Source organism: Streptomyces hokutonensis, from assembly GCF_042751305.1.
GTDB classification, from domain to species: domain Bacteria; phylum Actinomycetota; class Actinomycetes; order Streptomycetales; family Streptomycetaceae; genus Streptomyces; species Streptomyces hokutonensis_A.
This window is the reverse complement of the sequence record NZ_JBHYWD010000003.1, coordinates 150,921-162,689: the sequence shown is the minus strand read 5'-3', so window position 1 is coordinate 162,689 and position 11,769 is coordinate 150,921. Positions and strand designations below refer to the sequence as shown.

The window sequence follows — 11,769 nt, the reverse complement described above, 5'->3', positions numbered from 1 at the left end:
GGTCAGTCCGCGCGGCCCGTCACCGCGACCGTCACGCCCAGGCCGATCATCGTGAAGCCGCCCGCGCCGCCGATCAGGGACAGACGGCGGTCGGAGCCGGCGAACCAGGTGCGGGCCGCCGAGGCGGTCAGGCCCCACAGGGTGTCCGTGACCAGGCCGATGGCGATCGGGATCAGGCCGAGCAGGAGTATCTGGAGGGGGACGTTGCCCGCCGAGTGGTTCACGAACTGGGGAAGTACGGCGGCGAAGAACACCACGCCCTTGGGGTTGGTGACGCCGACGAGGGCGCCATCGAGGACCGTCCGCAGGTCGCCGCGCGGCTCCGACGCCGGGTCGGTCCGCATCGCCGAGGCCTTCAGGTCCTTGCGGTGGCGGAAGGCCTGGATGCCCAGGTAGATCAAGTACGCCGCGCCCGCGAGTTTCACCGTCAGGTAGATCGTGACCGAGCGTTCGACAAGGGAGCCGATGCCGAACGCAACCGCCGCCACCAGCAGATACGAGCCGAAGACGTTGCTGATCGCCGTCGCCACCGCCGTGCGGCGGCCGCGGGCGAGCGCGCGGCCGATGACGAACAGGACGCTCGGCCCGGGGATCACAATCACCAGCAGCGACATCGCCGCGAAGGCGAGGAAACGGTCCGTGGACACCATGCCTATCACCCCTGTCGAGGGGCTCATTGAAACAGGAGTCCAGGAACCGTCTCTAGAGTCGGACCATGGAACTGCGGCAGCTCACCTACTTCGTCGCGGTCGCCGAGGAGTTGCACTTCGGGCGGGCCGCCGAGCGGTTGCACATCGTGCAGTCGGCGGTCAGTCAGCAAGTCCGGCGGCTGGAGCGGGAGTTGGGCGCCGAGTTGTTCGACCGGTCGCCCCGGCGGGTGCGGCTCACGGGGGCGGGGGAGCGGCTGCTGCCCGAGGCGCGGGCGGTGCTGGCCGCCGCCGAGCGGGCCCGGGCCGCCGTCGCGCCGCCGGCGGGGCTGCGGATCGGGACCAGTACCGGGCTCGGCGCGCATCTGGACCGGGTGCTCGGCGCGTTCGCCGAGCGGGCACCGGACGTGCCCGTCGAGCTGTTCTCGCTGCCGGTCGGGGAGCGGCTGGCCCGGGTCGCGGGCGGGCAGCTGGACGCCGCGTTCGTCCGGGCCGTGGAACCGGTGCCGGGTGTACGGGTGCTGCCGCTGTGGCCCGATCCCCTCGTGGCCGCCGTTCCCGCCTCGCATCCGCTGGCCGGGCGCCCCGAGATCCGCGTCGGTGAACTGGCCGCGCTGCCGCTCGCGCTCACCGAGCGCCGGAACAACCCGGCGCTGGTCGATCTCGTCGTCGGCGCCTGTCACCGGGCCGGTTTCGAGCCGCTGCCCGGACCGGTGAGCGGGTCCCTCCAGGACACCCTCGCCAGCATCGGCACCCGTCTGCTGTGGACGGTCGTCTACGCCTCCCACGCGCGCGTGCTGCACAGCCCGCGCGTGGCCTTCGTACCGTTCGCGGCGCCCGGCCTCACGCTGTCGACGGGCCTGGCCGTGCACGCCACGCGCACACCCCCGCACCTGGACAACCTGCTGCTGGCCTGCGGCGATCACGGGAACTGATCGCTGCGTTCGCGGGCTGCTTCTTGGTCGGGGACGGCCGGCGCGGTGAACTGGACTCACCGAACAGGAGCCCGACTCAAGGGAGTTCAGCATGCCCATCGTGACCATCCAGCAGGGACCGCGCGACGTCGAGCTGAAGCGGGACCTCGTCAAGCGGGTCACCGATGCCTTCGTGGACGCGTACAGGATCCCCGCCGAGACCGTGCAGGTGTGGATCCACGAGGTGCCCGCCGACAGCTGGGGAGCGGCGGGGAAGCTCGTCGCCGACAAGTAGCCGGACCTCTTGCCCCGCACATGGATAGGGTGCGTTGCGGGCTGCTCGTGGAAGCCCGCAACGCACCCTGGTTTTTCCCTGAGGAGTACTCAGGAGACCTTCCGGGTTACGAGTTGACCTGTGTGGTCACCAGGCTGGAGAACGTGGTCAGCCGGGTGTAGACACCCGGGTAACCCGCCTCGGCACAGCCCTCGCCCCAAGAAGTGATCCCTGCCAGGACGCCCCCGATGAGCAGGGGACCGCCGCTGTCGCCCTGGCAGGTGTCTACGCCGCCGGATGTGTATCCGGCGCAAACCATGTCGGACGCGATGAAGTCCGAACCGTAGGAGCTCTTGCAGCTGGTGTCGGACACGATCGGCACGGTCGCCGTCCGCAGCTGGTTGGAGGAGCTGCCGTTCTCCGAGGTGGTGCCCCAGCCGAGGATGCGGGCGGTGGTGCCGGCCGCGTACACGCTGGTCTGCGAGGAGGAGACGTACGACGCCGTGGTGTACGGCATCGAGGTCGAGAGGGTCAGGACGGCCACGTCGTCGCCGTTGGTGGCGTCCGTGTAGCTGGGGTTGATCCAGATCTTGCTGACCTTGCTGACGGTGCCGTTCGTACCGTTGAGGTACGTGCGGCCGCCGACCACGCGGACGCTGCTGGTGGTCTCGCCGACCATACAGTGGGCCGCGGTGATCACCTTGGTGGCGGAGACGAGCGTGCCGCCGCAGAACTGGTTCTGCGAGGCGTCCGTGATCTGCATGACGAACGGGTACGACGTCGTCGTGGTCGTGGAACCGCCGACGATGGGCTGGGGGGCTGCCACAGCGGTGGGGGCGCTGAGCAGTGCGGTCGCTGCGGCAGCGGCGGCTGCTGCGACGACTGCGGTGGATCTCTTTGCGCGGTTGAGCCCGAACATGAGTCTCCTCATTAGGGTTGCCGGTGGGGGGTCGCGCGGGTGTGGGGGTGTGCAACGGGGGTCGCGGGACCGACCCCCGTATGCCCGGGCGAGCGGCACACCCATAAGCTAGAACCAGGCACACCCTGCTCCCAATGAGGGAACCCCCTAGGGGAGTTGGGCAGGGAAAACCCTCGGTCGCCGCACAGTTAACCCGTAGGGTCCTCAGTTCGGACGGCGCCCCGCCGCCAGTCGGACGATATCCACCCGCGAGCGGATCCCCAGCTTCCGGTAGACCCGGGTCAGGGTCGCCTCGACCGTCTTGACGCTGATGAACAGCCGGGCGGCGATCTCCCGGTTGGTGGCGCCCTCCATGACCAGCGCGGCGACCTGACGCTCCATCGAGGCCAGCCCGTCGAGCCCGTCCAGGGCGGGCGGCGCGGGGGTGGCCGCGGGCGCCGGCTCCGGCGGGCGGGTGACGGCGGCCTCGTCCACCTGGCGCAGCCAGGGCAGGGCACGGCAGCGGCGGAACAGCCGGGTCGCCTCGTCGTAGGACGTGGGGCCGGGCTGCCCGGTGCGCAGCGACGCCAGCGCGAAGGCGGCGCGGGCCTCCTCCAGGCCGTAGCCGAGCTTGGCGAGCCGGTCCTGAACGGACGTCAGTTGTGCTATGGCCGCGTCGTGTTCGCCGCGGGCGGCGCGCACCAGGGCCTCGGCGCGGTCGAGTACGGCGAGGACGCTCTCGCGGCCGAGCCGCAGGGCGCGTTCGCGGGTGACGTCGATGACGTCCTGGGCCTCCGCTGTCTCGCCGATCCGCACGAGGGCCTCGGCGAGGTCGCCGTGCCAGCGTCCGCGTGCCGGGTCGGTCACCTTGAGGGCCTGCTCCAGTTCGCGGACCCGGCGCAGCGAGCGGACGGTCCCGTGGGCGTCGCCGGCGACCAACTGGGCGTATCCCAGGGCACCGAGGGCCCGGGACAGATACATCTGGTCGCCGTCCTCCTCGGCGTGCTCGACCGCCTCCCGGGCCAGCGCGAGGGCCTCCTCGACGTCACCGCCGGAGGCCTCGGCGAGCGCGGTGAGCATCGCGGACGCCGTCTGGCCGATGCCGGAGTCGCGGGCCAGCCGCAGGCCCTCCCGGGCCAGGTCGAGGGCGCGGCCGCAGTGCCCGGAGCGCAGTTCGGTCTCGGCGAAGCCGCGCAGGAAGTGCACCTCGCTCTCCACCGACCCGCGCCGCCGCACCTCGCGCAGCAGGGCGGTGATGGTGGCGCGGGCCTCCGGCAGCTGATCGCTCATCACCAGCCAGCGGAAGCGGGCCGAACCGGCGCCGTTGTGATGGCAGGCCACCCTCGGGTCCTGGGGTTCCTTCAGCGCGCGCTTGATGGTGTGGGGCGCGTCCGGATGGCCCATCAGGGTCTCGGCCTGGGCCTGGAAGGAGAGCGCCAGGAGTTCGGTGCGCCGGTCTCCGGCGAGCGCGGCGAGTTCGGCCGAGCGCGCGGTCTCGGCGCGGGCCTCGGCGAAGTCGCCCTCCACGAGCAGGGCGCGCCAGGCCAGTTGGTAGCGGACCAGGGCGAGCAGCCGGGGGTCGTCGCCCGCGTCGGCGAGGGCCTGCGGGAAGACGGCGTCGACGTCGGCCATGGAGTGGCCGGCCGTGTCGATGACGATGATCCAGGCCCGCACCCGTTCGGCGGGCACCGAGGTCCGGCTGAGCACCTCGCGCGCGATGTCCCGGGCGAGATCCAGCTCGCCCGCCGTGATCGCGTCCTCCGAGGCCTGCAACCGCCGCTCGTCGGGACCCGGCACGCTGTCGCCCGGGGTGTGCCGGGCGGCCAGCAGTCCGAGCGAGGCGGCGACGGAGGGCGCCCCGCGGTCGCGGGCGAGGGTGGCGGCCTCGGCGAGCCGGGCGGCGACCTCCGGGTCGGTGCCGGTGGTCGCCAGGGCCAGGTGCCGGGCGCGCTCGATGGGGTCGGAGGCCGCGGTGGACAGCGCCGCGTGCGCGGCCCGCCGCTCCTGCGCGGGGGCCTCCGCGTACAGCGCGGCGGAGATCAGCGGATGTGCGAACCGTACGGCGGGACCCTCGGGTTCCGTTGCCAGCAGGCCGAGTTCGGCGGCCTGGGCGGTCTCCGCCTCGGCGTTCTCGCGGCCGGCCGTCTGGAGCAGGGCCACGGTCGGACGGGCGCCGGCGCTGGCGACCAGCAGGGTACGGCGGGCCTCGGCGGGCAGCATGTCGAGGCGGCTCAGCACCAACGCGCGTAGTGACGTGGGCACGGGGAGCGGCTCGCCGGGTCTCGGCGGGGTGGGGTTCTCGGCCAGGGCGCGGCCCAGCTCCAGCGCGAACAGCGGGTTGCCGCCGCTGGTGCGGTGGATCTCGCGGACCGTGGAGCGGGGCAGTCCGGTGTAGCCGCGGTCGTCGAGCAGCGCGGAGACCTGTGCCCGGGAGAGCGGGTTGAGCCGGAACGCGAGGGTGTCGGGCGGGGAGGCGTTCAGATAGCGGTCGTACTCCTGGCCCTCGGTGCGCACCGCGAAGATCATCTGGACCTGGGTGTCGCCGAGGCGGCGGGCGGCGAAGCCGAGGAGTTCCGCGCTGGCCGGGTCCAGCCACTGGAGATCGTCCGCCACGACCAGGACGGGACCGTCGGCGGCGAGCGCGCGCAGCGCGGACAGGACGGCGAGGCGCAGCGCGAGTCCGTCGCGCTGGAGGGAGGACTCGCCGCGTCCGGTGAGCGCGGATTCCAGGGCCGTGCGCTGGGCGGCGGGCAGCCGCTCGGAGACCTCGTCGAGGACCAGACCGAGGAGGTCGGCGAGGGCGAGGAAGGGGAGATGCGATTCGGACTCGGTGGCCGAGCAGCGCAACACGGTCCGCGCCGAGTCGCCGTATTCCGCGCTCAGTGCCCGCAGGACGGTCGACTTTCCTATTCCGGCGGGGCCGTGGAGCAGCACACTGCCACCGCCGGCGAGCTGGTCACGGGCGGCGTTGAACATCTCCTCCCGGCCTATGACCAGGTCGGGGCGGGTTCTGGCAGGCTCCTTGAAGTCCCGTCGCACGGTCACCGCTCCCCTCGTGTGTCGTGTCCGGGCCAATATTAGGCAATCAGTCCTTGAAATTCGGATGGATGGGGTGGTGAGGGAAATAACAACCGTGTGACAGGAGGAAATTCAAAGCTCCGATGAATGAATAGAAGGCCGTCATCGGAGCCGGTCCCCGGGCCCGCACTGGGGCCTGTCTCATGGCAGCACCCCCGCCCGCCGCGCCGCCACCACGGCCTCCCCGCGGGTGTGCGCGCCGAGCTTCCGCATCGCCGAGCGCAGATACCCCTTCACCGTCTCCGGCCGCAGCCCGAGCCGCTCCGCCGCGACCGCGTTCGTCGCCCCGGCCGCCACAGACGCCAGGACGTCCAGTTCCCGGGGCGCCAGTTCCACGTCCCCGTTGGCCGCCTCGGCGGTCAACAGGCCGCAGGCGTCCAGGAGTTCGGCCCGCAGCGCCGGATCCGGGATGCGCGGGGCCAGCGCCCGCAGTGCCGCGTGCGCCTCCCGCACCTGCTCCCACACCGCGCTCGCCGCCGGGTCGGGCGCCGGTGCCGGACGCGCCGCGCTCAGCAGCTCCCCCACCTCCTCCCTGACCACCAGCGCCTGCTCCACGTCCCTGGCCGCGGCCATCGCCGCGCTCAGCATCCGGTCGCCCAGCGGCTGGGCGGTGCGCAGCGCGCCGTAGAGGACACCGCGCACCCGGCGCCGTACGACGACCGGGACCGCGAGGATCGCGCGCAGGCCCTCGGCGGCGACCGGGGCGTCGTACTCGTGGCTGATCTGGCGGGAGGCGGAGTAGTCGAGGACGGCGCACGGGCGGGCGAGGGCGACGGCCTTGCCGCCGAGACCGTTGCCCGAGTTCACCGCGAGGGCGCGCAGGGACGGGGTCAGCGTGCCGCTCAGTTCGCTGATGCGCATCTGCTGCCGGCCGCTCTCCACCAGGCCGCCGAAGGCGACCGGCAGCCCCGTGCCGCGCCGGAGCCGTACCAGTGCCGCCTGAATCTCCACCATCCCCGCCGCGTCCGTCGCCACCCGCTTGCCCCTTCATTGCGGCCGTTCCGCTGCACACACCCCCGTACGGGGGTAGTGAGACCCACATCACGGATTACACGATGTCAGAGAGCCGCCCGGCAATGGTCCGGTTACCGCGGGAGTGAACCGGAAGGGTGCGCCGGTGTCGAGAGGTCGAGCGCGCGGAGGCCCGAAGGGCTGAGCACGGTCGGGCTCTCGACACCGGCTGAGAGCGCCCTGGAGGTGAACGACCAAAATAAGCAAGGAGGCAAGATGACGACGGCGAGTGAGTCGTTCCGCTGTGCGCGCGATTTCCTGCTGGCACATCGCGAGGACTATGCCACGGCCTACGAGGGTTTCTCCTGGCCCCGGCCCGAGCACTTCAACTGGGCCTTCGACTGGTTCGACGTCATCGCCCACGGCAACGCCGGCACCGCGCTGCACATCGTCGAGGAGGACGGCCACGAGACCAAACTGTCCTTCGGCGAGCTGTCCGTCCGCTCGGACCAGGCCGCCCACTGGCTGCGCACGCGAGGCGTCCGCGCCGAGGACCGGATCCTGGTCATGCTCGGCAACCAGGCCGAACTGTGGATCACCGCCCTGGCCGCGATGAAGCTCGGCGCCGTCGTCATCCCCGCCACCCCGCTGCTGGGCCCCGCCGACCTGCGCGACCGCGTCGAGCGCGGCCGGGTCCGGCATGTGATCGTGCGCTCCGAGGACACCGGCAAGTTCGACGAGGTGCCGGGCGGCTACACCCGCATCGCCGTGGGGGCGGAGCGGCCCGGCTGGCTGGACTTCGAGGAGGTCTACGACACCTCGGCGTCCCTCTTCGTACGGGACCCCGCCCCGACCCTGGCCGACGACCCGCTGATGCTCTACTTCACCTCGGGCACCACCGCCCGCCCCAAGCTGGTCGAGCACACCCACACCTCGTACCCGATCGGCCATCTGGCCACCATGTACTGGATCGGCCTCCAGCCCGGCGACGTACACCTCAACATCTCCTCGCCCGGCTGGGCCAAGCACGCCTGGTCGAACCTGTTCGCGCCCTGGAACGCCGAGGCGACCGTCTTCATCCACAACTACACGCGCTTCGACCCGGTCCGGCTGATGGCCGAGATGGACCGCGCGGGCGTCACCACGTTCTGCGCCCCGCCGACGGTGTGGCGGATGCTCATCCAGGCCGATCTCACGCAGCTGCGCACCCCGCCCCGCGAGGCGCTGGCCGCGGGGGAGCCCCTGAACCCCGAGGTCATCGAACAGGTCCGGCGCGCCTGGGGCGTCACCATCCGGGACGGCTTCGGGCAGACCGAGACCGCCGTCCAGGTCTCCAACAGCCCCGGTCAGCCGCTGAAGACGGGTTCGATGGGGCGGCCGAGTCCGGGGTACCGGGTCGAACTCCTCGACTCGGTGTCCGGTGCGCCGGGCGCGACCGAGGGCGAGATCGCGCTCGACCTGTCCAACCGCCCCGTGGGCCTGATGACCGGCTACCACGGCGAACCGGACCGTACGGCGGAGGCGATGGCCGGCGGCTACTACCGCACCGGCGACATCGGCTCCCGCGACGAGGACGGCTACATCACCTACGTCGGCCGGTCCGACGACGTCTTCAAGGCCTCCGACTACAAGATCTCCCCGTTCGAGCTGGAGAGCGCGCTGCTGGAGCACGAGGCGGTGGCCGAGGCCGCCGTGGTGCCCGCGCCGGACGAGCTGCGGCTCGCCGTACCGAAGGCGTACGTCGTGCTCGCGGCGGGCTGGGAGCCGGGGGCCGACACCGCGAAGGTGCTGTTCGAGCACTCGCGGGACGTCCTCGCCCCCTACAAGCGCATCCGCCGGCTGGAGTTCGGCGAGCTGCCCAAGACCGTCTCCGGCAAGATCCGCCGGATCGAACTGCGTGAGGCGACGGCCGCGGGGTCGGCCGCCGAGTACCGCGAGGAGGACTTCCGATGAACTCGCCGTCGAACTCGCCGATGAACTCGTACAGCCATGGGACCGGCGGGACTTCGCTCCTCGGCGACACCATCGGCGCCAACCTGGACCGGGCGGTCGCCGCCTGGCCCGACCGCGAGGCGCTGGTCGACGTACGTTCCGGGCGGCGCTGGACCTACGCCCGATTCGCCGCCGATGTCGACCAGCTGGCGGGCGCGCTGCTCGCGAGCGGGGTGGCGAAGGGCGACCGGGTGGGGATCTGGGCGATCAACTGCCCCGAATGGGTGCTCGTCCAGTACGCCACCGCCCGCATCGGCGCGGTCATGGTGAACATCAACCCGGCCTACCGCACCCACGAGGTCGAGTACGTCCTCCAGCAGGCGGGCATCTCGGTCCTGTTCGCCTCGGTCAGCCACAAGACGAGTGACTACCGGGCGATGGTCGACCAAGTGCGGGGCAAATGCCCGGAGTTGCGCGAGGTCGTGTACATCGGCGACCCGAGCTGGGACGCGCTGCTCAGCAGGGGCAAGGGTGACGAGCCGTACCCGGAACTCTCCTGCGACGACCCCATCAACATCCAGTACACCTCGGGCACGACCGGCTTCCCCAAGGGCGCCACCCTCTCCCACCACAACATCCTCAACAACGGCTATTTCGTGGGCGAGTTGATCAGCTACACCGAGCAGGACCGGGTCTGTATCCCGGTGCCCTTCTACCACTGCTTCGGCATGGTCATGGGCAACCTGGCGGCGACCTCGCACGGCGCGTGCATGGTGATCCCGGCCCCGTCCTTCGACCCGGCGGCGACCCTGAAGGCGGTTCAGCAGGAGCGCTGCACCTCCCTCTACGGCGTCCCCACCATGTTCATCGCCGAGTTGAACCTCCCCGACTTCCCGTCCTACGACCTCTCCTCGCTCCGCACCGGCATCATGGCGGGCTCGCCGTGCCCGGTCGAGGTGATGAAACGGGTGGTCGCCGAGATGCACATGGCGGAGGTGTCCATCTGCTACGGCATGACGGAGACGTCCCCGGTCTCGCTCCAGACGCGGCGGGACGACGACCTGGAACACCGCACCGGCACGGTCGGACGGGTGCTGCCCCACCTGGAGGTCAAGGTCGTCGACCCGGCGACCGGCGTCACCCAACCCCGGGGCACCGCAGGCGAGTTGTGCACCCGCGGCTACAGCGTGATGCTCGGCTACTGGAACGAGCCCGGAAAGACCGCCGAGGCGATCGACGCCGGCCGCTGGATGCACACGGGTGACCTCGCGGTGATGCGCGAGGACGGCTACGTCGAGATCGTCGGCCGCATCAAGGACATGATCATCCGGGGCGGCGAGAACATCTACCCGCGCGAGATCGAGGAGTTCCTCTACACCCACCCGAAGATCGCCGACGTCCAGGTGGTCGGCGTCCCCCACGAGCGCTACGGCGAGGAGGTGCTGGCCTGCGTCATCCCGCGTGACCCGGCCGACCCCCTGACCCTGGAGGAACTCCGGGCCTTCTGCGCGGACAGGCTGGCCCACTACAAGATCCCGACCCTGCTCCAGGTCATGGACGCCTTCCCGATGACGGTCTCGGGGAAGGTACGGAAGATCGAACTGCGGGAGCGGGCAGTACGGGAGCGCTGACGCGGGGCGTACGGGGTCGTGCGGCCGGCCGGGGTTGTGCGGAAGCACCGGACTGGGCCGCACCCCCGAACCAGCCGCCCGCGGGGTCGAGTTGGCCGACCGGGTTGCTCACCGGCCGGGGTGCCCAGGGGCGTTCCGGGACGGAGCCGGCGGTCTCCGGTGGGTTCTCGTGGCGCTGTTCCGGCCCCGTGGTCCCTGGGCGTCGGCCTCGGATCGTTTTGCGGTCGGTTCGCCGGACTGGTCGTCGGCTGTGGTGGGTGGCCGTGAGTCGGTCGTGGTTGTTGAACCGACTCCTCGTGGCGTTGAGTTGGCGGGTCGGGTCGCTTGCGGGGTGGGGTGCCCGGGCGCGTTTCGGGGCGGAGTCGGCGGTGCGGGGTGGGTTCTCGTGATGCTGTTCCGGTCGTGTGGTTCTGGGCGTCGGCTTCGGATCGTTCCGCGGTCGGTTCGCCGCAGGTCGGCCGTGGTCGTCGACTCGACTCCCCGCGGCGTCGAGTTGGCGAGCCGGGGCGCTCGCGGGTCGGGGTGCGTTCCGGGGCGGAGTCGGCGGTGCGGGGTGGGTTCTCGTGGCGCTGCCCCGGCAGTGCGGCGCTGGGCGGCCCCGGCCTGGCACCGTTCCGCGGTCGGTCCGCGGGACCGGTCGTCAGTCGACGCGTAGCGGCCGTGGTCGTCGCGGCCCTCGAACTAACCCCCCGCCGCGTCGAGCTGGTCCGCGAGTTCGTTCACCGGCTGGGGCGTGCCGGTGAGGTCGAGGACGAAGAGGGGGATGCCGAGGGAGTCGGCGCGGGTGCGGGCGTCGTCGGCGTAGCCGGCCAGGGAGAAGTAGACGCAGTCGGTGGACTCCGTCATGGCCGTGAGCCACAGGCACTCCACGTCGCGCAGTGATGCCGGGCGCACGGTGGGGTCCACCTGGGCCAGGATGCCGCGGGCGGCCAGGCCGATTCCGGACGGGGGTCGCTGGTCGGCGCGGCGGATGTCGCGGTAGCCGAGCCAGCGCAGATAGAGCGCGGCGGCGGTGACCGCGTCGCGCGCGGTGCGGATCGTGACGGGCTGGAATGCGGGCCGGTCCCGGGCGCCGGAGTCGACCCTGGGGACGCTCGTGGCCGACTGCGCCGGCGGTTCCTCCCCGGCGACGGGAATCCGCAGCAGCGTCCCGCACGGGCACCCCAGCTCCGGGTACGGCCACTCGTCCAGCCGGCCGCAGGCCTCGCAGCGCACCGCGATCCAGTCCTCGTCCCAGACCCGGTGGCTCACGACCGTGGCCGTGCCGCGCGGATCGAGCGGCGGGGCCACGGGGGCACCGCAGACACAGGGATAGGACGGCGCGGCATAGACGTGCTCACGTCGGCAGGCCGGACAGCGCACCGGCACGCTCTCGGACATGAGCCCCATGGTCCTCCTGAAAACCCCTGCTGTCCGTGTCTTGACGGCCTTCGTGCCTCCACTT

9 protein-coding genes are annotated in these 11,769 nt (G+C 71.7%); 4 read left to right on the top strand and 5 right to left on the bottom strand.

The features are described from left to right. Positions 1–2 precede the first annotated feature (2 nt). Complete coding sequence (locus ACFXC1_RS10640) at positions 3–650, bottom strand: LysE family translocator (protein WP_381241367.1); 648 nt, start codon at positions 648–650, stop codon at positions 3–5. Between the two features lie 65 nt (positions 651–715). Between ACFXC1_RS10640 and ACFXC1_RS10635 the strand changes: the two genes are divergently transcribed. Together ACFXC1_RS10635 and dmpI are read left to right on the top strand one after the other, a co-directional pair. Then, entirely contained in the window at positions 716–1,582 is an 867-nt protein-coding gene (locus ACFXC1_RS10635) for a LysR family transcriptional regulator (RefSeq protein ID WP_381241366.1), read from the top strand. 91 nt (positions 1,583–1,673) lie between these two features. After that, the gene (gene dmpI, locus ACFXC1_RS10630; RefSeq protein ID WP_381241365.1) at positions 1,674–1,856 is read left to right on the top strand and encodes a 4-oxalocrotonate tautomerase DmpI; all 183 of its coding nucleotides are present in this window, start codon (positions 1,674–1,676) and stop codon (positions 1,854–1,856) included. 106 nt (positions 1,857–1,962) lie between these two features. On the opposite strand, the gene ACFXC1_RS10625 is transcribed toward dmpI, so the two are convergent. The 3 genes from ACFXC1_RS10625 to ACFXC1_RS10615 form a co-directional block, all read right to left on the bottom strand. Continuing rightward, positions 1,963–2,754, bottom strand: coding sequence for a S1 family peptidase (locus ACFXC1_RS10625; RefSeq protein ID WP_381241364.1), 792 nt, complete (start codon positions 2,752–2,754; stop codon positions 1,963–1,965). Between the two features lie 204 nt (positions 2,755–2,958). After that, a complete protein-coding gene (locus ACFXC1_RS10620) occupies positions 2,959–5,778 on the bottom strand; it encodes a helix-turn-helix transcriptional regulator (RefSeq protein WP_381241363.1) in 2,820 nt (939 codons plus the stop codon). A gap of 174 nt (positions 5,779–5,952) precedes the next feature. Next, complete coding sequence (locus tag ACFXC1_RS10615) at positions 5,953–6,786, bottom strand: helix-turn-helix transcriptional regulator (protein WP_381241362.1); 834 nt, start codon at positions 6,784–6,786, stop codon at positions 5,953–5,955. 252 nt (positions 6,787–7,038) lie between these two features. On the opposite strand from ACFXC1_RS10615, the gene ACFXC1_RS10610 reads away from it, so the two are divergent. Continuing rightward, a complete protein-coding gene (locus tag ACFXC1_RS10610) occupies positions 7,039–8,715 on the top strand; it encodes an AMP-binding protein (protein WP_381241360.1) in 1,677 nt (558 codons plus the stop codon). A 20-nt stretch (positions 8,716–8,735) separates the two neighbouring features. Then, the gene (locus ACFXC1_RS10605) at positions 8,736–10,325 is read left to right on the top strand and encodes an AMP-binding protein (RefSeq protein ID WP_381241906.1); all 1,590 of its coding nucleotides are present in this window, start codon (positions 8,736–8,738) and stop codon (positions 10,323–10,325) included. Between the two features lie 681 nt (positions 10,326–11,006). Here ACFXC1_RS10605 and ACFXC1_RS10600 read toward each other — a convergent pair. Beyond that, positions 11,007–11,714, bottom strand: a complete 708-nt coding sequence (locus ACFXC1_RS10600) for a hypothetical protein (RefSeq protein WP_381241359.1) — start codon at positions 11,712–11,714, stop codon at positions 11,007–11,009. Positions 11,715–11,769: the final 55 nt, after the last annotated feature.